At 50.2% G+C, this 23,521-nt stretch carries 16 protein-coding genes; 12 read left to right on the forward strand and 4 right to left on the reverse strand.

Features of this window, described 5'->3' with window-relative positions:
* Positions 1-19 precede the first annotated feature (19 nt).
* Genes FYJ85_RS20905 through FYJ85_RS20915 form a run of 3 tightly spaced genes read left to right on the forward strand, consistent with a single transcriptional unit; the run spans position 20 to position 5,508 of the window.
* Positions 20-3,316: an FG-GAP-like repeat-containing protein gene (locus tag FYJ85_RS20905; protein WP_154420648.1), complete on the forward strand. Its 3,297-nt coding sequence runs from the start codon at positions 20-22 to the stop codon at positions 3,314-3,316.
* 9 nt (positions 3,317-3,325) lie between these two features.
* Positions 3,326-4,459, forward strand: coding sequence for a non-hydrolyzing UDP-N-acetylglucosamine 2-epimerase (gene wecB / locus FYJ85_RS20910; RefSeq protein WP_154420649.1), 1,134 nt, complete (start codon positions 3,326-3,328; stop codon positions 4,457-4,459).
* Complete coding sequence (locus FYJ85_RS20915; protein ID WP_154420650.1) at positions 4,456-5,508, forward strand: glycosyltransferase family protein; 1,053 nt, start codon at positions 4,456-4,458, stop codon at positions 5,506-5,508. Before wecB ends, FYJ85_RS20915 begins: the two co-directional genes overlap by 4 nt.
* Positions 5,509-5,531: 23 nt before the next feature.
* Here FYJ85_RS20915 and FYJ85_RS23390 read toward each other — a convergent pair whose 3' ends face one another.
* Positions 5,532-5,996, reverse strand: coding sequence for a hypothetical protein (locus FYJ85_RS23390; RefSeq protein ID WP_206213365.1), 465 nt, complete (start codon positions 5,994-5,996; stop codon positions 5,532-5,534).
* Here FYJ85_RS23390 and FYJ85_RS20920 point away from each other — a divergent pair.
* From FYJ85_RS20920 to FYJ85_RS20960, 9 genes are all read left to right on the forward strand, one after another.
* Entirely contained in the window at positions 5,952-8,381 is a 2,430-nt protein-coding gene (locus FYJ85_RS20920; RefSeq protein WP_206213366.1) for a glycosyltransferase family 4 protein, read from the forward strand. The two genes, FYJ85_RS23390 and FYJ85_RS20920, sit on opposite strands and share 45 nt — an antisense overlap.
* On the forward strand, positions 8,371-9,282 hold the full coding sequence (locus FYJ85_RS20925) for a class I SAM-dependent methyltransferase (RefSeq protein ID WP_154420652.1): 912 nt from the start codon (positions 8,371-8,373) through the stop codon (positions 9,280-9,282). The genes FYJ85_RS20920 and FYJ85_RS20925 overlap by 11 nt, the downstream gene beginning before the upstream one ends.
* Positions 9,275-10,330: a glycosyltransferase family 4 protein gene (locus FYJ85_RS20930; protein ID WP_154420653.1), complete on the forward strand. Its 1,056-nt coding sequence runs from the start codon at positions 9,275-9,277 to the stop codon at positions 10,328-10,330. The genes FYJ85_RS20925 and FYJ85_RS20930 overlap by 8 nt, the downstream gene beginning before the upstream one ends.
* Before the next feature lie 41 nt (positions 10,331-10,371).
* A complete protein-coding gene (locus tag FYJ85_RS20935) occupies positions 10,372-11,091 on the forward strand; it encodes an ABC transporter permease (RefSeq protein WP_154420654.1) in 720 nt (239 codons plus the stop codon).
* A gap of 3 nt (positions 11,092-11,094) precedes the next feature.
* On the forward strand, positions 11,095-11,790 hold the full coding sequence (locus FYJ85_RS20940; protein ID WP_154420655.1) for an ABC transporter ATP-binding protein: 696 nt from the start codon (positions 11,095-11,097) through the stop codon (positions 11,788-11,790).
* The gene (locus FYJ85_RS20945) at positions 11,787-12,548 is read left to right on the forward strand and encodes a hypothetical protein (protein ID WP_154420656.1); all 762 of its coding nucleotides are present in this window, start codon (positions 11,787-11,789) and stop codon (positions 12,546-12,548) included. Before FYJ85_RS20940 ends, FYJ85_RS20945 begins: the two co-directional genes overlap by 4 nt.
* Entirely contained in the window at positions 12,545-13,288 is a 744-nt protein-coding gene (locus FYJ85_RS20950; RefSeq protein WP_106051213.1) for a hypothetical protein, read from the forward strand. Before FYJ85_RS20945 ends, FYJ85_RS20950 begins: the two co-directional genes overlap by 4 nt.
* Positions 13,289-13,534: 246 nt before the next feature.
* A complete protein-coding gene (locus FYJ85_RS20955; protein WP_154420657.1) occupies positions 13,535-14,746 on the forward strand; it encodes a hypothetical protein in 1,212 nt (403 codons plus the stop codon).
* On the forward strand, positions 14,746-17,181 hold the full coding sequence (locus tag FYJ85_RS20960) for an AAA family ATPase (protein ID WP_154420658.1): 2,436 nt from the start codon (positions 14,746-14,748) through the stop codon (positions 17,179-17,181). Before FYJ85_RS20955 ends, FYJ85_RS20960 begins: the two co-directional genes overlap by 1 nt.
* 440 nt (positions 17,182-17,621) lie before the next feature.
* Here FYJ85_RS20960 and FYJ85_RS20965 read toward each other — a convergent pair whose 3' ends face one another.
* The 3 genes from FYJ85_RS20965 to FYJ85_RS20975 all read right to left on the reverse strand — a co-directional run bounded on the left by FYJ85_RS20965 (position 17,622) and on the right by FYJ85_RS20975 (position 22,748).
* Positions 17,622-18,869: a serine hydrolase domain-containing protein gene (locus tag FYJ85_RS20965; protein WP_158703607.1), complete on the reverse strand. Its 1,248-nt coding sequence runs from the start codon at positions 18,867-18,869 to the stop codon at positions 17,622-17,624.
* A gap of 305 nt (positions 18,870-19,174) precedes the next feature.
* Positions 19,175-20,545, reverse strand: a complete 1,371-nt coding sequence (locus FYJ85_RS20970; RefSeq protein WP_206213367.1) for an RHS repeat-associated core domain-containing protein — start codon at positions 20,543-20,545, stop codon at positions 19,175-19,177.
* Positions 20,546-21,491: 946 nt separating this feature from the next.
* Complete coding sequence (locus FYJ85_RS20975) at positions 21,492-22,748, reverse strand: RHS repeat domain-containing protein (protein ID WP_154420660.1); 1,257 nt, start codon at positions 22,746-22,748, stop codon at positions 21,492-21,494.
* Between the last annotated feature and the right edge of the window lie 773 nt (positions 22,749-23,521).

A 23,521-nucleotide genomic window follows, 5' to 3' on the forward strand; every position in this document is an offset into this window, starting at 1 on the left:
TTTTATCAGGAGGTACGTTATGCAGCAGACAATGATTCCGAACAGCGGTATCATGACCGTGCCGCAGATTGCGGCGCCCCAGCTCGTCTATCTTGACTTTGACGGCGAGCTTGCCAGTTACAACGGCGAACTGCTCACCATAGACCGGGTCGAGGTGGAAGACTCCGGTCTCACGGAGCCGCAGATCGCCCGGATCGTCTCCGGACTCAATGAAGAATTCGAGGGACAGAACATCGTTTTTACGGCGGAGAAGCCTGCTTCAGGCGAATATTCGACCGTGTTCATCGGCGGAACATCCGCGTTCGAGCCGTTCGGCTCCTTCGCCGGACTCGCGGAGACGGTGGATACAGGAAACGCCGTCCGGAACGACAATGCCTTTGTGATTCTCAAGGGCGGCGAGAGCATTGAGGCGATCATCGACACCATTGCCCACGAAACACAGCATCTCATCGGCACGCTTGACCACGGCGGCGAGGGACTCGGCCGTTATGCGTGGGTTGAAACGCTGTCGCTCTCAAATGTCTCCAGCAGCGGTTTGAAGATCGGTCAGGATTCCGGCAACGATGCCGGTTATGTGAGTGCCTCCAGCGCGACATTGGTTTCAACCACGGTCAACTCTGGCGGATGTCTGAGCGCTTTCAGAGGTCAACTTACCTCTACTGTGGTCAATTCCAGTGGCGTTGTGTATCTTTCAAGAGGCAGCGCCACCGCTGCCACGATCAACGGCGGCAGGTTTCATCTCCGTCAGGCAACGTTGGTTTCAGCTACGGTCAGCAACGATGGTGTTTTGACGCTCTTCACCGGTTCCGTCAGTTCTGCCACGGTCAACTCTGCATCTATAATAGTTTCCGGAGGCAGTGCGAATGGTATGACATTGAACAACGCGAGCATGTACATTCATTCCGGTGGTGTTGTCAGCGGTCTGGCCCTCACTTCCGGAGGTTATGCTTCCATTCAATATAGTGGACTGATATCCAGCGGAACGGTCTTTTCGAGTTCCTACATTCTCAACAGCGGCGGCGAGCTGAAAGCCATCAGACTGTCCGGCGGGCGGATTCATTGCGCTTACGGCGGTCAGGCAACAGGCATTACCGGGGTCAACGGTTCGCTGAGTATGGATAGCGGAGGAAAAATCCTGTCTGCCGCCATTGGCGGCAGTGCGGATTTTGAAATCCGCAACAATGGAATCGCTTCGTCCATGACTTCCTACCTGTCCGCCAGGATGGCGGTTAGAGGTGGCGGCTCCGCAGTCAATACCACGCTCAACAGCGCCACGGTCTTTGTCCGCAGCGGCGGATGCGTCAGGAATCTGAGCATGTCCCGCGGAATAATGTATCTGAGCGGCAGTGCCATTCTGTCCGGTTCCATTGTCAACGGCGGAAAGCTTGTCACAGGCGGTCTCGTCAATGCTTTCGGCGCAACTTACACTGTGAACCTTGCCGGCTACACTGGAACAGAGGTGACAGATGCGTTGGTGGACAATTATGCGAATCTGGCGTCCGTGAGCTATGCGGTCCGTGTCGCCTCCGACCAGCAGACCGGTGTCTATCGTCTGCTGGGGAATGCGGCGGATTTCAATCAGTTGATCACGCTGGATGTCGCGGGCATCTCCGCCTCTCCGGGAACGCTGAGCGTGGGAGGAAGCCTCGAAACGTGGAGTCATCGGTATGCCTTGACGCGAACCGGAAGCACCGTGGCGCTTCAGGTGACGATGAACGATCTTCCGGTGAAAATTTATTCCGACGGCGTGATGGTTTCCGGCGGAAAGACCATCTCCAGTAAGACCATCTCCGGCTCCGGCGTGGTCATGCGGATTTCCGGCGGCGGCGTCGCCACGGCCACAACAGTCAGTTCCGACGGCACGATTTTCATTTCCAGCGGCGGCGGTGCCTCCGGAATCACGGCACGCGGAAGCGGCACCAATGTTGAAAATCGCGGCGGCGTCATGACGGACTTCAGTCAATACGACGGATTCTCGTTGATCGCCGAAGGGGGGAGCGTCCGGAATCTGAATGCGTCAGGCGGGCAGGTGGCTTTTCTCGACGCCACTCTCGGCGGAATGATCCATGCTGCTGTCTACGGCGCTATCGACGTATCGTCGCAGACGACGATAGACTTCTCCGTGGCGGACCATACGGCGGACGGGACGGCGCTCATCACGCGCTGGAACAATATTGCCAACGGTACGAAGGCGAATTACACCATCACCGTCAAAGCTGACCAATCTGCCGGAACCTATATTCTCGCCACCGGAGCCGGAACCTTCAACCAGACTCTCACGGTGAAAAACGATACGGGTAGTGAATTCGGCACCATTGCGCTCGATGAAACGAAGCGGTTCGGCAATTCCTCTTATACACTGGGCAAGGACGGTATCAAGCTGACCTTGACGGTGGAAAAAGCGACGGCAACACGGGGCGACTTCGACGGGAACGGCATATCCGATATTCTGTTCCAGAATCTGGCGGATTCCGCCAATCCGCTGGGAGCATGGATGAACGCGGACAAAACGCAGTGGAACGGCGCGCTCGGTCCCGCTCCGAAGTCCGACTGGACCGTCTACGGCGCGTATGATTTCACAGGAAGCGGCGTCTGCGACATCATGTTCCGCAGCAAACGTGCCGACACCCAGTATGCGGTCGGATATTACGAGGACGGCGACGTTACGCAGTTCCGTACCATGGGTTGGGGCGTCACTGCCGAATGGGAACTGGCCGACGTGGGAGATTTCAACGGCAGCGGCAGGGCTGATATCCTCTGGAAGAACTCCTCCAACGGCTATCTCGGATTGTGGATGGATGGCACCGACCAGTGGGTGGCGCTCCCCGCCAGCAATCTCGGTTCCGGGCAGAGCCTCATCGGCATGGGAGACGTCAACGGCGACGGAAAGGACGACATCCTGATCAACTCCAACGGAGTTCTGGGCTACTGGGACATCACCGGAATCCTCGACGATACCAGCAGCACTCCGGAATGGAACGCATTCGGAATCCATGTCGGCAACGAATGGGAAACCATCGGCTGCGCCGATTTCGATGGAAACGGAAAGGCGGACATCGTGCTGTGGCGGGACAGAGACGGTTATGTCGGTACCTATATGAACTGTGACGTCAACGATTTCCGAGGAATTTATCCCGGAGCATCGAAAGATGAATGGGGGCTTCCGGGATTCGGCGACTACAACGGCGACGGCTGCGACGACGTGCTCGTCCGCAACCTCGCCAGCGGTGCGCTCGGTTATTGGGACGGCGCGGATGAGTTCAAGTGGAATGAGATCGGCAGCGGCGTCGACAGCACGTGGGCTGTCATTGCGTAAAGGAAACGAATGGAGCTCAAGAAAATTCTTATTATTTTCGGAACAAGACCGGAAGCCATCAAAATGGCTCCGGTCGTCGCCGAGTTTCAAAGGCGCCCGGAATGTGAAGTCAAAGTCTGCTTTTCCGGACAGCACCGGGAGATGGTTGAACAGGTCCTTGAGGTATTCGGACTTGTTCCGGATTTCGATCTCGCTGTCATGAAAAAAGGACAGACGCTGACCGAAGTGACAACCGGTGTCCTTGCCGGAATGAAACGCCTGCTTGAACAATATGCGCCGGATATGGTACTGGTTCAGGGAGATACGACTACAGTACTGGCGGCCTCGCTGGCAGCGTTCTACCGCCGGATTCCGGTAGGGCATGTCGAGGCCGGATTGCGGACGGGAAACCGTTATTCGCCGTTTCCGGAAGAAATGAATCGGTTGCTCGCCTCCCGGCTGGCGACACTTCACTTCGCGCCGACGGAACGAGCCCGGAAAAATCTGCTGGAGGAAAAGATTCCGGAATCGGATATTTCCGTGACAGGCAATACCGTAATTGACGCTCTTCATATCGCGCTGAACCGACTGGATACCGATCCGGAGCGGCTGCAGCGGATGGAGGCGGAATTCTCCCATCTGAATCCGGCGCGGAAACTGATTCTGGTCACCGGTCATCGCCGGGAAAATCACGGTGACGGGATTCGGCAGATTTGCGCCGCCCTGAAACGTCTGGCGGCACGGAGCGATGTGGAGATCCTCTATCCGGTGCATCCCAACCCCAATATCCGAATGGTGGCCGAAAAAGAATTGGGCGACATGGAAGGGATTCAGCTCTGTCAACCACAGGATTACCTTTCGTTTCTTTATCTCATGCGTCGCAGTTTTCTGATTCTGACGGATTCCGGAGGAATTCAGGAAGAGGCGCCCGCGCTGGGAAAACCGGCACTGGTCATGCGGGAGAGTACAGAACGCCCCGAAGCGCTGGATGCCGGAACCATCCGCCTGGTCGGCCATGATCCGGAACGTATCGTCGGGGAAGCTGAAAAATTACTGAATTCCCCGGAGGAATACCGGCGGCGCTGCCGTCTCGCCAATCCTTTCGGAGACGGTTCGGCGGCCCGGAGAATCGCGGATATCGTACTGGAGCGCCTGTCGGAATGAATTTTGTCTTTTTCGCCGCTGTCGCATATGATTCCACCCTTGGCGGACGTACCCGGCAGCTGGCCGATATTTTGAGCTGTCGTCATCAGGTGCATTTCATCGAAATGCCCAGTTTGCGCCGCCCGATGCCCCGTCATGCCGTCAGGCGTGAAAACGGAGTATGGATCCATCATCTGCCGCCGTTGCCGGGCGGCTGGCGAATGGCGGGAACGAGCGGAGAAAAACTCTGGATTACCTATGCGGTCACCATGCTGCGGCGGACGCTTCCACCGGATTTTTTCGCCGTCGTCAGCAATCCGTTCTGGGAAGCGTTGACGGAACGGCTGGAGTCCGCTTGTCTGATCTACGACTGTCTGGATCACTGCTCAATCCATACAAAATCCTGTTACGCTCCGGCAGTGGCGGAGCGGGAACAACGCCTGGCCACCCGCTCCGGGCTGATTCTGGCCGTCAGCAGGAAGCTGACGGAGTTCTGGCAGGCCCGGTATCGGGAAAAAACGTTTTTTCTTCCCAACGGCTGTCCGGACTCATGGCTGAAGCTGGAACGCCGACAACCGCTGCGCCCCCTGGCTGGTTTTCTCGGAGCGCTGTATGAGTGGATCGATTATTCTCTGTTGGAACAGGTGGCGGACGCGCAGCCGAAGGTGCCGTTTGAGTTTACCGGTCCGGTTCGCGACCGGAAGAGTATTGCCGCTTTGCGGAAAATGCCGAATGTGAAATTTCGCACTGCCGTACCGTTCTGCCGGGCCGCGGAGGTCATGAGCCGTTATTCAGTCGGCCTGATCCCTTTCCGGCATGACCCGGTTGCCGAATACAGCAATCCGTTGAAGATGTATGAATATCTGGCGTTGGGGATACCTGTGGTCAGCACACTTCCCGGTGAAGCCGGTTTGCCGGTTCATGTCGCCATCGGTGCGGCGGATTTCATCAGGCAGGTGCAGCGGCAATTGGAGGCACCGCCCCCGGCGGAGGAAATGAAGCGGGCCGTCGTTTCCCGCACCTGGAATTGCATTGCAACTGATTTGGAAAGGATTTTAGAGAAAATATGAAAAAGGACAGTCAGCCGGCAAATTCATCGCCCAGGCAGGGGGAAAATTATCTGGAAGTGTTGAAGCAATGCAATGACTTGCTTCTCGAACAGAAACGGCGTCTGGAAGAAGACCTTGAAAAGCAGCGGAAACTTTGCACTCTGTTGAAGCTGAAAGTACGGGAACTGGCGGACGCCAACCGGGCATTCGGAGCTGAGCGCAAGATCCAGGCCACGGAAATTGCCCGGCTCACGGCTCAGGTGCAAAAGGGACACGAAAAGATTTTCAATACGGCCTTTACCGCCGGCAGCATCACCAGACAGGTCATGGAATTGCTGAATTCCAGAAGTTTCGTCTGGACTAATTTTCTTCGCTACACCGACCGCACCCTGTTGAATTTCTCCATTCAAGGGAAAGTCAACTTTTTTCGGAAGGTTTCTTCCCGCATTCTTCGGAACAAACGGATGCAGCTGCCTTCCGCTCTTCAGGGGATCGACCGGGAACTGCAACTGCTGAATGCCGCGCTTTCGGAACTTTGCCATGAAGTCAATTTAGACGGTTCCGGCTGTCAGGTTCCGGCAACTGTGGCGCCGCCGATACCGGAAATTCCGATCGCTCCGCCGTTTGAGGCAGTTACTCAGTGGAAACATATTTTTACTCCGGGGCGCGGAGAAGCGCCGAGCCGAACCGTTGCGATTGCCACGCTGCTTTTCTACGATGCAGACGGGCGGAACTACATGCACGGCGGAGCGGAACGTTATCTGATCGAGCTTTTCGGCATCATTCAATCAATGGGATTTGAAGCTGTAGTCGTTCAGGCGGGCAACTCCGACTGGACTCTAGCCCATCATTGCGAATATGGGGAACTGCCGGTAACGGCGCTGCATTCGGAATTGCTTTTCAACTCCTTCAGCGAAGCAGTCAACCGGTGGCAGAATGAGAATCCCTGCGCCTTGATGATCTATTCGCCGTTTCTGATCGCTTCGCTTTATTCCGCCCCGAATTCCCTGGGAATTTCCCATGGAATTTTCTGGGACGATCCTCATTACCGCGTGACGCAGGAAACGGTGATATTTCATCAGAAGGCTATCCGGCAGGCCATCGCCAACTGTCATGAATTGATATCCGTGGACACGAATACCGTCAACTGGTACCGTACCATGTGCCACGATGCGGAAGTCAAAATGAACTGCATTCCGAATTTCGTGAACCGGCGGGAGTTTCATCCGCTGCAGAACGCAGAGAAACGCCGAAAACTGCGAATCGTCTATCCACGGCGACTCTATGCCGCCCGAGGATTCAACCTGGTGCTGGAGGTGTTTCCGGAACTGTTCCGGAAATATCAAGACATCGAATTGGAACTGATCGGTCAGATCGATGACAACGCCCGGAAGCAGTTGAAGGATTTTCTTGGAAAATTCCACGGGCGCGTGAAACATCGCTGCTGTCCGCCGGAGGAGATGCCGGAGGTCTATCGCCGTGCGGATATCGTACTGGTGCCGACCTGCTATTCGGAAGGAACCAGCCTTTCATGCCTGGAAGCCATGGCGAGCGGCTGCGCGGTGATCGCCACCAATGTGGGCGGCTTGCCGGAACTCATCATCAACCGTTTCAACGGTCTGCTGATCGCTCCGGAAGCGGAGGCGCTGGCGGAAGCGCTGACGCAACTTATTGAACAGCCGGAATTGCGGCAGGATATTGCGGAAAACGCCTTGAAAACCAGTAAATGCTACGATCTTGTCCGCTGGCGGGACGAATGGCGCAAAGTATTGGAACGCAAGCTCGGAAAATCCCGGGAACGGCGAATTGAATTCGTTCAGCTGGCGGCTCCGGGGATGACTTGGAATGCAATGAAGCAGCGGCCTCAGCAACTCTTTCAGGCGTTGGCGCAAATGGGGTTCGAATCGACTTATATTTCCGATGAGCCGATGGTCAATCAATCTCTGCTCGGAGATATTCCTCCTCAATTGCACATCCAGCCCAACGGTTTCATTCCGAATTTGAACGGGAAATATCTTTATCTTTATTTTCCGAACATCATCTATCATCGCAATTTCACCTATGGCGAGCTGATTCGTAATTCAGACTGCAAAATCATTTTCGATATTCTCGACGATCCGTCGATCCACACCAATCCCGAGACCGGAAAGGCTGATCCGGTATTCATGAACAATTTCGAAATGCTCCTGAAAAATGCCGATTTCGTCATCACCAGCGCCCGGCAGCTGTATGAAAAATATTCCGGAATCCGACCGGATATGAAGCTGGTATTCAACGGCGTGACACTGGAGGATTTCCGGCTTCGGACCGTTCCGGAGCGTCCCGCCGATCTGCCTGACGACGGGCGCAAGATCATCGGTTATTACGGGGCTCTGGCGCAATGGGTGGATTTCGATCTGATTGAACAGGCTGCGAAGGCTTTGCCGGAACTGCACTTCGTCCTGATCGGCCTGAATGTCAATGAAGAAGAGATATCCCGCGTCACCGCTCTGGGAAACGTTCATTTTCTGGGACTGAAACACTACAATCAACTGGCCGGCTATCTCCGGTATTTCGACGTGGCGACCATACCTTTTAAAATCAACCCGGTTACAGATGCCGCTTCGCCGATCAAGCTTTTTGAATATTGCGCTTCGGGAACGCCGGTTGTAACCACCGGATTTGCTGAAGTCATGCAGTATCGGGAACAGGGCGTCATGGTAGCCGAAAGCCGGGACGATTATATTGCAAAATTAAAACAGGCCGCCGGCCTGAAAGATGAAGATTTGGAGAAACTGCGGAAAAAACTGGAGGCGCTTGCCGAATCCAATACCTGGGCGATTCGGGCTTCCATCATTGCGGACATGGTACGGGAAAAACAGGATAACACTGAGGAAACGGAAGATGTTCGATAAACTGGAAGATGTCACTTATACCTCCTTCGGCATTGTTCCGCAGGAGTTCTATAAAAACAAATTCAATTCGGTTCCCAGTCACGATTATCTGTCCGATCCGGTAAACCGTTTTCTGCTCGGAGCTTCCCGAATCCGTCATCTCTGCCGGGAGCTTCAGGGGGGACGGGTGCTTGATCTCGGATGCGGATGCGGACCTTACGGCTTGACGCTCAAACAGCACGGCTATGCCGATCATCTGACCGGAATCGACCTGGATCCGGATTGCACCAAACGCGCCGGAGAGTGTTATGATGAGGTCGTGACGCAGCAGGCGCTGGATCAGCTGCCTTTTCCCGATGGCAGTTTTGACGCCGTATTCAGCAGTGATTTTTTCGGGCATGTGGAGTTCCGTTACAAAGACGCCTTGATTGCGGAAGTTGCCCGCGTATTGCGTCCCGGCGGCCGGACCATCCATCTGATCGAAAGCGGAAATTACGACTACCTGCATTGCAATCAGGATGATCCGGATGATCCGCTCCGTAAGTACGTTTACGTGGACGGACATATCGGGGTGGAGTCACCGGTCGCGATCAAGCGGCGTTTCGAGCCGTATTTCGAGCAGATTCACCTGCGTAACGCCATGCTGTTTCCCTTTTTTACCGTCCAAGGGTTCATCAACAATACCGATGTTTTCGGCGAGGAGTTTTCGGCGCTGCTGCGAAAATTCTCTCCCGCCGAGGCGCAGGCGGCGGATATCGTCAGCGGTTTTATCTGCGACTATCTGGAACGGGAACTTTATCAGGAAAATCCGGCGAACCTAGATCCCACGCTGGAACGCAATCTGCCGCGAGTGTTGAAATATGAGTGCGGAATGGTCTTTCTTTCCGGGTTAAAAAAAACGGAGCAGGAATTCCATGCGTAACAAAAGGGTTCTGTTTTGCCTCCGCCGGGATTATTTGCGCCATCCCGGCGGGGATACCATGCAGATGGAGTCCTATGCACGAATTCTGCGACAGTCGGGAAATCATGTCCGGTTGCATTCCGGTTCCGTCGCACCGTCGGATCTCGAAGGAAACGACATAGTGTTTGTCTGGCATCTGGAGCGGCCGCATGACAGTTTTCAACCGTGGCATACCGCAATCCGCAATGGCCTGCCCGTGGTACTGCTGCCGACCTGTTTTCACGCGAATACCGCTGGATTTTGGCGGGCTTTGCCGGAGCAGTTCAAAATCTGGTACCGCTGTCTTCGGGAACCGTCAGACTCCGCCTCTCATTACATGCAATTCCGTTCGTGGCGGCATTGCCGTGAGAGAATGTTGACCCAAAGTTCGTGTTTGATCGTCAACTCCGAAGCAGAAAAAACGTTGTTGCTTCGCGAAGGTGCCAACACCTCACGGGTGGTCGTGATTCCCAATGTCGTCGATCAGGAAACATTGACGGTACAGGAACCGGCGCCTTGGAATAAACGTCAGCGGATCATTTGTATCGGGCACTTCTGCCCTCGTAAAAACCAATTGGGATTGATTCGAGCTCTGCGTGGACTTGACTTGCAGATCACCTTTGTCGGTACGGCCCGGCCGATGCACCAACGCTATCTGGAACGCTGCCGGCGGGAAAGCGCCGGCCAACATCTGTTTACCGGTGCGCTTTCCCATTATGATACGTTGAAACTGCTGGCGCAAAGCCGTCTGGCGATTTCCGCCAGTTTTGAAGAAACGCCGGGAATCGCCAATCTGGAGGCGGCTGCTTTGGGATGCAATCTTCTGTTGTCGGAAATTGCTCCGATCCGGGAATATTTCGGCGCGCGTTCAATGTATCTTGATCCGTCCCGTATTGATGCGGCGCGAATTCGGGAAGCGGTACACCTGCCGCCGTCTCCGGAATTGAGAACCCATATTCTGTCCCATTATACGGAAAAGAATCTGCATCGGTTCTTTCAAATACTTGAAATTGAGGAAATGGCTCATTGAAACAATTCATTCAAAATTGGAACATCATCTATTATCGGAGCATGGCGGAACTGAAAGCCGAGGCCAGCAACAATTATGCCGGCTACATCTGGTGGGTTTTGCAACCGTTTCTGGCGCTGGCCGTCTATTATGTGGCATTCCGGTGGCTGATTCCCTATCCGGACGATCGGTTTACATTGTTTCTGTTCATCGGGATCACGGTCTGGCAGCTCTGGGCCAATACTTTGATCCGAAGTTGCGCCGCATTGATTACCTATCGGCCGCTGATGCTGCAGTTGAACATTGAGAAATACGTCTTCCCGGTGAGTATCTGCATCGTCAATCTGGTGAAGTTCCTGACCGCATTTATCCTGCTTTTACTGTTGGCTCCATTTCTGGGCGGCACCGTTTCTGCGGCTCTGATGACGCTTCCGCTGTTGTTACTGTTATTATTGTTATTGACTTGCGGGACCGGGATGATACTGGCCGCGGTTACGCCGTTCTGCCCGGATATGGTGCTTGTGGTGGAGTTTCTGTTGCATCTGATGATGTTTCTGAGCGGTGTGTTTTTCGACTTGACGCTGCTTCCGGAGGGAATACAGAAAGTGCTGGCATTCAATCCGCTTGCGGTTATCATCAGCCAGCTCCGTCGAGTGATGATGGACGGCTGTTTCCCGGACTGGCAGAGCTTGGCGGGACCGGCTCTCTGGACATGTATCCTGCTGGCCGTCGGCGGCTGGATGTTGAAACACTTCGGCAAACAATATCCGAGGATGACCTGAACCATGAACCAGTCCATGATTGTGTATGATGTGTGCCATGTCGGCATAAGCTATATGAAATCCGCATCTTTCCCCTGGCGGAAAAACCGGTTCCAAGCATTGAAGGATGTCAATTTCCAGATACGCTCCGGCGATGTTGTCGGCATCATCGGCCGGAACGGAGCCGGAAAAACAACCCTGTTGCGTCTGTTGGCCGGTATCCTCAAACCGGATACGGGAGTTATCCGCCGGGCTTATGAGCATGTCGGAATCCTCTCGTTCGGTTCCGGATTCGAAGATCGCTTGTCCGGGCGGCAGAACATCATGCTTGAAGGGATTCAGATGGGAGTACCACGCCGGAAAATTCTGCAGCACGCCGATCCGATCATCGAACTGGCCGGACTCGGCGAATTCATTGATCAACCGATCAAAGTGTATTCTTCCGGCATGCGTACCCGGCTTGGGTTTGCCATTGCCTATTATCTGCATTCGCAGGTTTTACTGATTGATGAAACCTTTGTGGCCGGGGATGACGAATTTCAGAAGAAGGCCGGGCAGCTGATCACGGAAAAAATCCAATCCGGTATTACCGTAGTCATGGTTTCGCATGCATTGAGTGTCCTGGAACATTTGTGTAACCGGATTATTCAGATTGAAGACGGTGTGTCTCTCCCTGAATTGCCGGTACGGGAATCAATCGAGAGATACCGGCACCAATGAGAAAATATACCGACAATGCCTGGTTTTCCGCATTGTTTCTTCCGTTATGCGGCCTGCTGGTGCTGGGAACGTTGCTTTGGCTCAATCCGATTCCGGCAGATGATACGGCGACGCGCTATGCTCCGATGGCGCAAGCTTTTGCCGAGGGAGATTGGTTCTATGCGTTTCATCCCCATTCCGGCGTATTTTTCCCGGCACTCTCCGGTGGAATCGCGTGGCTGACCGGGGTGGACGGCTTCCGAGCCTGTCAGGTGGCGGCACTTCTGCTGTGGGCGACGGCGGCCATTCCGCTTTACGGTATCGTTCTGAAACTCTGGGGGGATCGGAGAATCGCCCTGCTGGCTGAACTACTCTATTTGGCCGCCTCCCATCTACAACGTTACGTCTACGATGGTTTACGTGATAACGGTCGTTCGCTCGGATTGTTTCTTTTGGTACTTGGCTTGCTGATGTTTTATGAAAGTTGTCGTTCATGGCGGGCAGTTCCGGTGAGCGCCGTCGGTGCGGCACTGCTGACAATGCTTCGTGTCGATGGTCCACTGATCGCTGCCGCCGGAATCCTCTGCTTTATTGTCTGGGATGTTACGGGAAACCACCGAAATCTTCTCCGCTGCGCTGCCTTACTGATCCTGACCACGGTTCTGATTTCTCCGCAACTGTATTTAAACTATCGCTGGAGCGGCTACCCGGTGCCGAATTCCCGTTATTCGCTGATTCTGGAACATCTCGGCATTCCAGGCTGGGGAGACGGCATATGATCAGCGTCATCGTCAAGGGGTGTTATCCCTATTTCTCAATTCTGGCATTCTGCGTGATTGTCTGGCGAATCAAGGCCGGGCTTTGGAATCGTCGGGAGACCATCGTACTCGTCTGTTTCGCAGGGCATCTGTTGCTGGAGATTTTGCAACTCATCGTCGGGGACGGGAAATGGGAAATTTCACGCCGTTATCTGCTGCCGGCAGCTCCGCTGTTATTCGGGTGGACGGCATACGGACTCCGAGTTCTCTACCTGCAATATCGTTTCCGCATTCCGGCATGGTGTCTGTGGAGTGCCGGCTGCCTCGCGCTGGCCATCCTGTTTTTCGATGGAATGGCGCCGTCACTGAAAAACTATTATTCCAGACGAAAACACGGGGAACTCGAGGTGATCGCTCAGGCGGTTCCGGCGATTCGAGCGAACTACGTCGGACCTGCAACGGATCAGGTTCCCGCTCATCGACAGATCTATCATTCGCACCGGCGCCCGGTGGTCTGGAGTGAGTTTCCCGCCGTCGCTTTCTTTGCCGGGGGACGTTCTGAGCCGTCTCCCTTCTGTGATACTCCAGATTTTTGGATTTTGCGTCCGAATGAACCGGAGCCGCCCGCGCGCAAGTTGCTCGAGATGAACGCAAATGGTTTTTGTTATATCCTTTATCAGGCTGTGGGCACGCACCGAAATCCGCCGGAATATGAGCATGACCTCCGCCGGAATTTGAGCACGTTGTCCGCCGGAATTTGAGCATGGGCACCGCGGACAGCCCCCTAACGCCCGGCAGATACAATTTTATCAGTCGGTTTTGAAATAGAGAATGATGATTTTTCATAGGGTGTATAAAAAAATTTCCTGCATTAGTCGTGACTTTGAAATCCATGCAGAGAGAAAGCGTCCAGTCTGCCCCAAGGCAAAAGACAAAAGGGTATGCGGGACTAAAAATAGAAAAGTAACAAAAACGATTTGGTAAAATCTAACAAAGAGGATATAACAATGGCACAAAAAACACCCGGAGCAGCAAGTTACAGGCAGAATATTTGCCCGTCAGAGAAGATGCTCTTTGCGAAGGTTGCAGAAGATTTTTCAAAACAGAAGTTGACCTTGTTAAACTGCGACTGGAAACAATCGGCAAAAATTATTCAAATGTCGCGTGTGAATGAGCGTCTTTCGAATATTTTAATACGAGATCAACAAAATACTCCGTTTCCGAAACCAATTCAAATTGGTGATTATTGGGTTTCTGTCAATAAGAACTCTCAGCCGATAATAACGTGTTATCGCTTTCCATTTACTTATAACTTTCGCGAAGAGTTGGTGATAGCCCAAGATATTCAAGATGGAAAACGTTTGCCAGTAACTCTTCCTTGCCTGAAGCATACTCCCTTTTATTTTTTGCGTTTACTTTTTCATGATGAAGCAATAACAAAATATGGTTATGATGAATGCGGATTTCAAGAAGCTGAATATTTAGGAGCAGAACAGCTTGCTTTCAAATATGAGTATACTGGAAGTTGGGGAGGTTCCTATCAGGAAATTATGGGGGACATCTTTCTAACGCCCCCTGAGCTGTTTGAAGCATGTAGTGAATATGGCCGGTTGTTTTATATTTATGATTGCAAGGGGCATATGAGTTGCTCATTTGAAATGATTCCTGTTGGGGAAAGCGTTTTAGTTTTTCCTCACAGTTATAGAACTCGTAGGAATTTTTCAGAGCCTGTCAAGGTATATTTTCAACAAAATGCCAATGTTTCCATTTGGGGCGTGGACAAAATCTGTAACCCCGCAGCTGAGCATGTGATTCTCTATCATAACCCCGGCATTATGCGTTTGAAATTTCCGAATGCTTCGGTGGCAACGGGATGTATTCTCGGTGGACTTGATTCGATTCCCTATGTATCCTGTGAAGGGCTGCATAAAAAACAAAATCATATTTTGATTTCTGAAAATACATTTGATCTTGCTTTTGCTTTGAACCTTGCAGTTGCCATGAAAAGACAAGGCGTTCCAGTGGTTCGTTTTATGAAAATGGAGGCGGCCAACCGGTGCGAAACAGATTATAACTGGGACGGGATAATGTATCCGGCAACACAGTTAAGCGATATGCAAATTCAAAAAATCACTCCTGCGGAATTGCGGTTACTGGCTGAATCCAATGGAGTTCAAATTCCGGAAAATTTTGTAAATTACTTTGAGCAGGTTTACTGATGGATACACAAAATGAACTGAAAGAGTTCTTTGTAAATTTTTTTGTGCCGATTGACAATATTCCGGAGGATACAGCCTGGCGTAATTCTATCAGCATGGAAGCACGTGCTTCCATGCTGATAGATAATGCTTCTCTGGAGGATTTGTCTTCGCTTTTCAATGTATGCATCAATGAAAATGTTCTTACTCTTAAATTGCCTGCCCCACTGTCGGTTCAAGTTACTGCACCGACGACTTTTCCCGCACCCACGACAGTCGGATACACCTACGTAGATGTATGTTATTCTTGGAATTTTTCCAGTTACTGCATAACGAGAACAGAAACAACAACTGACTACTTCCAGATTAGTGGACGCTGGCATATAAAAGATTCATTGTTTGAGAGAAGTAAATGCGAAAGTCTCTTGACGCTAAATTTACACAATGCAAAACCCTCTTTTTACTGGAATGACTCCGGAGCTGTAAATATTTTGCATAATTGTTCAGGTAAACTTCAAAAGGAGTTGAAAAAGCATTTTACTGAGCATTCGACTTTCCAGCTGGCAGAACCATTAACTTCCCATAATACTCCGGGGAAAATCTGCCGTTTCTTTCGTAAGGAAGCATTGCCGTTATCACCGATCTCTTTGTCTCATCATTTCTCACAGCTTGAAGAGGGTGTTTCGACAATACCATTCGAGCCTGTCATTTCTGGACAAAGTGAAGCTGAAAGTGTTCACGATTCCTTAAAAAGCATGTTCTCTGCAAAGCGATTGCTAGATTCATTATTAGAATATCGGCCCAAGGCGTATGAAAGATCGCAACAGTTTCTTTTTCCATTCAAGGACAAAGATAACTATACAGTCATGACTGTGTTGAAATGTTATGATGACACTTTTCAGCAAAAAAGTTTCCTGCCCGTGACGCGCTGGCAGGTCAAGCATACTCTTCAACGGTATTGTATGGCTGTTCCGGGTGAAAAGAAATTATCTTTATTCAATTTGCCGGAGTTGGCAGCTTGTCCGGATGCACCTGTCATATTGACTGACAGCCTTGAAATAGCCGCCCTTAATCAAGCAAAGATAGAGCCGGAGAAATTGATTTTCACCAGTTTTATTTGCGATGATGGGCATTATGATCAGGTGGATTGGAAGCCGTTAAAAGGTCGTCAGCTTTATCTGCTTGTCACGAATCATTCAGGTAGAACATTCGAAGAAGCCTGTTTGAAAGTCGGTAAGTTGGCAGATTATTTGAAGAAATTTCAATCAGTAGAACTTCAGTTCGTTCGCGTTCCTATCTGGTATCGTCCTCTTCCTGTTCTGCATAGTATTCAAGAGTTGATCTCGGCATATAAAGCAGCTCCCCCGCAGCCTTATAAAGAAGATATACGGATATTGACGCCGGAAGAGTTTGAAACGATTCGAGGAATGGCAGAGCAGAGGATTGGCATACCGCCGGAAGCGTGGTGGAAAACTGAACGGGAACGGATTGCCATATCGCCACAAACTTCAACAGATATTCTTGAAGTGGCAAATATGAATCGATTGGATTATATTCTTTGGCCTTTTCTTGTTCGCGGCAAAAGCACTCTGCTGTACGCGAGCAAAGGGATCGGTAAAAGCGCGTTAGCTCACAGCATTGCTGCTTGTTTGAGCAGTCAGCAAAAGAAACGGTTGTTTATAGAAAACAGCTGGGGAGCAAGCAAGGGGAACTTTGACTCTTATAAAGTTCTGTATCTTGATTTTGAAAATCAGCCTAATGAGCATCTGGATCTTTTAAAACGGATGTGCCGGAAATATTGGCATACTGAAAAATCCGAAACAGAGAAAGATGCAAAGAACTTTCTCTGGAAAAACATGCCTGAAATAGGGTTGTCAGGAATCAATTTTACTCTCCCCGAAAATCATCAGAAGTTATTGGATTTGCTTGATAAAGCTCAGAATGAGGGAGAATCAAATCATCCGGTGGATGTACTCATTATCGACACTTACCATGAATTTACGAGTTTGAGTGATGAGGTAAATACTCATCGCGGCTTGCGGGAGCTTTTGCGGATACTCAGTGAGCGTAATTTAGCCACTTTGATTTTAAACCATGCCAAAGCATCGGATTCGCAAAAGATGTCGGGTTACAACATCATCAAAGAATCTTTTGCATATGTGATGAAACTCAGACGGGAAGGGGAACAATCCCGACCGCTTTCAGAGCCGATAACAGTCAGTTTCGATGCTGTCCGAACAGGTTGGTTGGGACGGGAACTGACGGAGTTTAAAATATATCAGCCGGAGTCGCCGGGCAGATGGCATCTCTATTCGCCCGAACGTTCTGCAACAGAAGAACGGAACCGGATAAGAGACTACTATATCAATGTGGAAAAGTTTGGAAAAGAGGAAACGGCAAAACTACTCGGAACATCTCCGGCTTCGTTATATCGTGATGTAAAAGATGCAGATTGATCCGATTGCATTTTTTTGTTGAGATGATATAGTATTTATAGTTGTTTGATTTCAGGATTGGAGCCGGGGTACCACTCTTTTTAAAGGGTGCCATCGGGTGCCGTTTACAAGGGAAAAAGTGCCGAAAAGTGCCGTTTTTACGATCTTGGAAGCCTTGCAAAACCATCAGGTCAGAACGATAGTTTTTCGTTTCAGACCAATGGGTTGTAACTTATTTTGAGCTCAAGCTGCGGGTAGTTGGCTCTACACTTTGGGTGTACCACCTTTGTGCAAGCTTTGTGTAACTTCCGGCAGCTCCTTCCCTTGCCCAGACTGACATATCGGGATGGTTTCGTCGCATTTTCTGCCGCTCATGCGTCCCCGGCAATCCACAAGTGAAAAAGCTACAAAAAAAATGTCCCCGGAAACAAAGTCCAGGGACGGATCATAAACAGACAATCTTATTTGAGGCGGCCTGTGTAAGCATCGGCATCGGTATTGTCGATGACATATTGGAAGAATTTTTTCTCCGCCGCAGAGCGGGCCGCGTCCCACGGACGCGGCTCTCCGCAAAGCTGTACGACCCAGAGTTTCAATTCCTTGCGATGCCAGTTGACCATGCAGTTCGTGCCCCAGGCTCCGCCGTGCCCGAACCACGCATCCTCCTTGTCCTCCTCCGGGGCACTGAGGCCGAGGGAATACCCGCCCATCCCTTTCGGACGGGTGGACTTGGCAAGCAGTTCTTTGACGGTCTCCTCTTTAAGGATTCTCACTCCGTTGTCGCCCACGCCGAGATTCATCAACATCTTGTAGAATTTAAGCTGGTCGTTTGCAGTGGTCCAAAGCCCTGCACCGGCCGATGCAAAGACATGGGAGTCGTTGTAGGGGCGCTGCTGCATGCCATTCTGCAGCCGATACTTTGCCGGCGCATCTTTCACGCAGTCGTACATCTCCACTTGTGTTTCAAGCGCCCGGTCGCTCGGCCAGAATGAACTGGACTCCATGCCCAGCGGAGTCAGAACGCGCTCCTGGAGGAAATCCTCCCAGCGCTGTCCCGTCACAACCTCAACGATTGCCGCGCCAATGTCGATTCCGGTGTTGGAATACTGAGTTTTGGTTCCGGGTTCAAACAGCAGCGGAGACGCGGCCGCGATGGCTGCCGTCTGCCGAAGCGGAGCACCGCCGCTCCAGCCGCCGCCCTTGATGTTCCCCTGCTTCGCGCAAATCTCGAACGGGAAACCGCCGGTATGATTCATGACCATGCGGATGGTAAGGGTGTTTTTGGCGCGGACCAGCGTCTTTACGCCATCCTTGTTGGAGGCCAGCACCCAGAGCTCCTTGAATTCCGGAAGATATTTTGAAACGGGATCATCCAGTGAAATTTTGCCTTCTTCGATCAGGATGGCGATTGTAACGCCGCAGAACCCCTTGGTCTGCGAGCACTGCATGAAAACATCATCCATCGTGATTGGACGTCCGGCCGCAACATCGGCATAACCGACACAGGTGGTTTCCTGAATGCCGTTTTTGTAAAAGACATTGATTGCTCCCGGAAGTTGTCCGCTTTGAACAAAGGGAGTCAGTGCATCCTTCGCAAAAGTCGTTCCCGATTCTTTAACGTCGGATTTTCCCGATTGGCATCCCGTGATGACAGCCATGACTGCAATCAGCATCAGCAGTGTCTTCAGGTGATTTTTCCTGGTTTTCATTTGTACCATAGCTCCGGAGATCTTTATTGTTGATTATTTTCCTGAAACCTGATTGATATACGAAATTCAATGACGGCACTTGACCGTTTTCAATTCTGATAATACTGTATTGCTTCTCCTTTCCTCTTTTCCCTGACCTGCCAGGAGGAACCGCCTTGTCCGCAGCAGCAGATCGCAGTTGCCGGGGAAGCACAAGAAGGTCCAACAAGCAAAAATACATCAGTCAGCCAGTCTCGTCAAGTACCGGATTTGATTCCAACGCGAAAATTTGAAGAAATCACAGGGAAAACCATATGATTCCAGATTCAAATCCAACGAACCTTATTATATGCATTTATATGTTGTTTCACAATTTTTGTTGTACTATCAGCAGCTCCACCCACAAAAATTGTGAATGTTTTCAAATATCGTCCGCGGGTACCCTCCTTGATGATCTCCGAGAGAGAATATTGCTTCAATCCAAGATAATCTGTTTTAGTTACAGAATTATTCCCTACCATCGCATAGAGGTTCACGCCGCCTTCTTCTTCGATGGGGTCGCGGCTGATCCATCTGCCGAGTTCGGGGCTGTAGTAGCGGTAGTTGTAGTAGACGAGACCGGTTTCGTCGTCGTGGTATTCGCTGCTGAAGCGGAACGGGTTGATTTCGGCCAATTCGCCGGTCGAGGAGAGGAGCCGACCAAACGGGTCGTAGACGTATTCCGCGACTTTCGTTCCCGCCGCGTCGATCAGCGACATCACGTTCTTGTTGCCATCCGTGACATAGTAGTAGGTCTCGCCGTCATACATCATCGAAAACGGCGTGTCAAGCCCGGTCGATTCCGGGTGCCACGCGAAAGCCATGGTCACCGCATCGCTGTTCAGCGCGTCCAGCACCTGAATCAGCTTGTAACCGTCGTAGACGAATTTCTCGTGTTTCGTCAATACGTTCGCGGTGTAGACCTTCTTCTCGAAGCGGCGCCCCATGTAGTCGTAGCTGAATTCAAGCCGCGTATCGCCGTTCTCCGCCGAAATCAGGCGGTTTTCACCGTTCCAACCGTAGCTCCAGCCCATGATCCCGGTCAGCATATTGCCGTCCACATCGTAGGTCGGATTCCATGTGTTCATCGGCCAAACCGTACTCACATCGGTGTATTGGTTCAATATATTGCTCGTCAGATAGTAATAGGTATTCCCGGTTCGGCTGGTTTCCGTCCAGTTGCCGATATCATCATAACTGAATCCGCCATAATAGAGGCCCGGCGTGACCTGTTCCTCTTCTCCCGCACGGCGGCGTTCCATCGCCGTTACCTGACTTTTTCCGTCATACCGGAACTTCCAGTAACTGCCGTCTTCCGATTCCACACGGATGCGCTGGTCCTTCTCGTTCAGCGTGTAGCCGGTCGAAAGCTGACCGTTCAGCTTGATCTCCGTCAAACGGTGCTGCGCGTCGTATTCGAACGCCCGAGCGGTCGAGGTCCCCTCCGTCGTGAAGCCGGAAAGCTGATTCAGGCCGGGACGGTAGGTGTAGGACGTCGTCCTCTCCTGCCAGCCGAGCATCGAGGCCTTGCCGTTCGCGTAACCCACGGACGCCGCGTAATCCCCGGACGCAATTCCGGTACGCCGGCTCTGCGCGTCGTAGGCGCGGCTGTATTCACATGGCTGCACGCCGGGAACGGGTGTAGTTGTGGCTTTCATTCGGGGCCGGCCTCCGAAGGTTGGCGTTCCGCAACGAAAAAGGAGATTCTGAAGTAATCTAGTCAGATTGGAGGAAAATGCAAGCGGTATCCAAGGAAAATATGAAGAATTACTGAAAAAGAAGAGCATCCGGACCCGAAAAATTTCTCCAACAGAAATTTTTCGGGTCCGGATGCTCTAAATAATATAATAATCGACAATCACTTGGAACAACTATTCTTATTAAAATACATTTATTAGCAAATTTTCATATATTACTAATGATGATTTGGTAAAAAATGAAAAGTAAAACTCACACCGATTGATAGTAAAACATAAAATATAAAAATGAAAAACGAGCAACTAAACAAATCCCCCCAATAAATAAATCTAATAGATTGCCAAGTACATAACAGCAACATTATAACAATGCTAAATTTTATAAAAAAATATAGAACATTATTTTTGTAATTCATTACGTTATGAAAATTAATTTCTTCAGGAAGAGAACAAAAACTTAGTATAAGGAAAAGAATTCCTCCTGTACATTCAATAAGAAATATCCAAAAAATAGCAGCTAACGATGCCAATACCAAATTACCGGCATAATATCCCAAAGGATATTCTATAGAAAAGTAAGGGTACACTAAAACATTTACGACAGTTCCACATCCCCATATGGACCACAAATAAATATAGTAATATTTATCTTCTAATGTAGATATTTTCTTATTAATCTTTGCACATCTAAAAATATTTAATATCGATAATGCAATAATCATTCCCCCAAAGAAAAAATTGAAAATAGTGATGTAGCCATCACTATTCTCACGTTTGTAGAATAAAAAGTGCCTAAACAAATAAAATAATAAAGACAACAAAAAAATTTCACCAACCATTAAAGACATGCCAAAATAATTAACAACTTTTTTGTTACAATTAATTCGTCTCCCAAAAATTAGCAACATTATCCCCCCCTTTGAAATGCAGGAAAACCACCGGTGAAACTCCATGACTCTAAATGGCTATTATAAATTAATTGAAATTTTCCGGAAAACTTAATTCTTATCTTATAATTCCTTGGACGAAAACCAAAATACACTCTCAGCGGAATACTTAAAAAATCTTTACCATACCCAAAATTCGGATCAATAATATCATTCCAGATATATTGCAAATCGCCGTCAAAACAAATTTGACTTCTCCTATATATTTGTCCAAACCATCTATATCCCCCCACCGTCCAATTTGTTCCATGCAATAATTCATAGCCAGTACTGTATCCATTGTCGCTAAGGACTATCGCATCTGTCTCATCGAGCCTCATATAACTCCCAACAAGAAACAATTTATCTATTGCTTTTATCTTACTGATAATAAGATCTCTCGTTTTTACCTGAAGATCAACATTTTTCTTTAAATAATCTCCAAATGGAGCATCAAGCCAATCCCCCTCTCCCATAACCCAACGCACAAAAATCGAAAATCCTTCCCTATCTTTAAAATTAGAATATAAACTTGCCAATTTTATTTTAAGCTCTGTAATCTTCATAGCAGTATACCAATCACTCATAGAACATCCTAAAAAGTCTCTTTCATTCACCGGATTATTTCCTACCATCGCATAGAGGTTCACGCCGCCTTCTTCTTCGATGGGGTCGCGGCTGATCCATCTGCCGAGTTCGGGGCTGTAGTAGCGGTAGTTGTAATAGACGAGACCGGTTTCGTCGTCGTGATACTCGCTGCTGAAGCGGAACGGATTGATTTCCGCCAGCGAACCGGTCGAGGAGAGGAGCCGACCGAACGGGTCGTAGACGTATTCCGCGGCTTTCGTTCCCGCCGCGTCAATCAGCGACATCACGTTCTTGTTGCCATCCGTGACATAGTAGTAGGTCTCGCCGTCATACGTCATCGAGAACGGCGTGTCAAGCCCGGTCGATTCCGGGTGCCACGCGAAAGCCATGGTCACCGCATCGCTGTTCAGCGCGTCCAGCACCTGAATCAGCTTGTAGCCGTCATAGACGAATTTCTCGTGTTTCGTCAACACGTTCGCGGAGTAGACCTTCTTCTCAAAACGGCGCCCCATGTAGTCGTAGTTAAACTCAAGCCGCGTGTCGCCGTTCTCCGCCGAAATCAGGCGGTTTTCGCCGTTCCAGCCATAGGTCCGGCTGCGGTCGTATTCACATGGCCGTGCGTCGGAAACGAGTGTGGTCGTGGCTTTCATTCGGGGCCAGCCTCCAGAGTTGGCGTTCCGCGACAAAAAGGAGATTTTGGAGGTAATCTAGTCAAGGTCAGGGGAAAATGCAAGCGGTGCCCGAGGAAAATGTGGAGAATTGCTGAAAAAGAAGAGCATCCGGACCATGATCAGTGAAGAATTTCTTGTTAGGGGAAAATTCTCCAGCCTGGATGCAATATAAATTCCCTTATGCTAATTTACCAGATTTATCCTTCAGCCGCATTGAGATGCTTGCGCTGATTGACAGAAAAACATATACTCCAAAAATAAACATTGCCCCCTCAAATAAGCGACCCAAATAAATAAACCTCAAGGATAACCAGACACATAAAAAAGACAAAACGGCCAAAATCAATCTAATAATGTCTATAAAAATGTTTTTCCGAATTCCCCCCAATAAATTTGACAAATTCATTGGAGCCGGAAAGGAGCAAAAATACAGAATTGCAGCCAAAGCAAAGCTGATAAAACAGACTCCAATCATTCCAGAAACAGCGTTAAGTAATGTCCAAAATAAAATACCGTTATAATATCCGAGAGGAAACTCTATATCAAAATAAGGAGCAAGCATCCTATCTACAAGAAAACAACTTCCCCATAAAAGCCAAGAATAAATATAATAGCATTTATTTTTGCCTCTTCACCAGAATTTGTGGGCGAAATCCGGTTCCGGGAGTTCGCCAAGCTGGTGATATAAGCACACTTTTGCAATTTTGAGCGTCCGAAATCCGAACGATTTCCTGATAGTCAGATTTATTTTC

Source organism: Victivallis lenta (genome assembly GCF_009695545.1).
GTDB lineage: Bacteria > Verrucomicrobiota > Lentisphaeria > Victivallales > Victivallaceae > Victivallis > Victivallis lenta.

Coding starts and splice junctions, on each gene's coding strand:
- FYJ85_RS20975 (WP_154420660.1), bottom strand. CDS start 22,748: ATGAAAGCCACGACCACACTCGTTTCCGACGCACGGCCATGTGAATAC.
- FYJ85_RS20920 (WP_206213366.1), top strand. CDS start 5,952: ATGCAGCTGCCTTCCGCTCTTCAGGGGATCGACCGGGAACTGCAACTG.
- FYJ85_RS20970 (WP_206213367.1), bottom strand. CDS start 20,545: ATGAAAGCCACAACTACACCCGTTCCCGGCGTGCAGCCATGTGAATAC.
- FYJ85_RS20905 (WP_154420648.1), top strand. CDS start 20: ATGCAGCAGACAATGATTCCGAACAGCGGTATCATGACCGTGCCGCAG.
- FYJ85_RS20965 (WP_158703607.1), bottom strand. CDS start 18,869: ATGAAAACCAGGAAAAATCACCTGAAGACACTGCTGATGCTGATTGCA.
- FYJ85_RS20925 (WP_154420652.1), top strand. CDS start 8,371: ATGTTCGATAAACTGGAAGATGTCACTTATACCTCCTTCGGCATTGTT.
- FYJ85_RS20915 (WP_154420650.1), top strand. CDS start 4,456: ATGAATTTTGTCTTTTTCGCCGCTGTCGCATATGATTCCACCCTTGGC.
- FYJ85_RS20960 (WP_154420658.1), top strand. CDS start 14,746: ATGGATACACAAAATGAACTGAAAGAGTTCTTTGTAAATTTTTTTGTG.
- FYJ85_RS20955 (WP_154420657.1), top strand. CDS start 13,535: ATGGCACAAAAAACACCCGGAGCAGCAAGTTACAGGCAGAATATTTGC.
- FYJ85_RS20945 (WP_154420656.1), top strand. CDS start 11,787: ATGAGAAAATATACCGACAATGCCTGGTTTTCCGCATTGTTTCTTCCG.
- wecB (WP_154420649.1), top strand. CDS start 3,326: ATGGAGCTCAAGAAAATTCTTATTATTTTCGGAACAAGACCGGAAGCC.
- FYJ85_RS20940 (WP_154420655.1), top strand. CDS start 11,095: ATGAACCAGTCCATGATTGTGTATGATGTGTGCCATGTCGGCATAAGC.
- FYJ85_RS20950 (WP_106051213.1), top strand. CDS start 12,545: ATGATCAGCGTCATCGTCAAGGGGTGTTATCCCTATTTCTCAATTCTG.
- FYJ85_RS20930 (WP_154420653.1), top strand. CDS start 9,275: ATGCGTAACAAAAGGGTTCTGTTTTGCCTCCGCCGGGATTATTTGCGC.
- FYJ85_RS20935 (WP_154420654.1), top strand. CDS start 10,372: ATGGCGGAACTGAAAGCCGAGGCCAGCAACAATTATGCCGGCTACATC.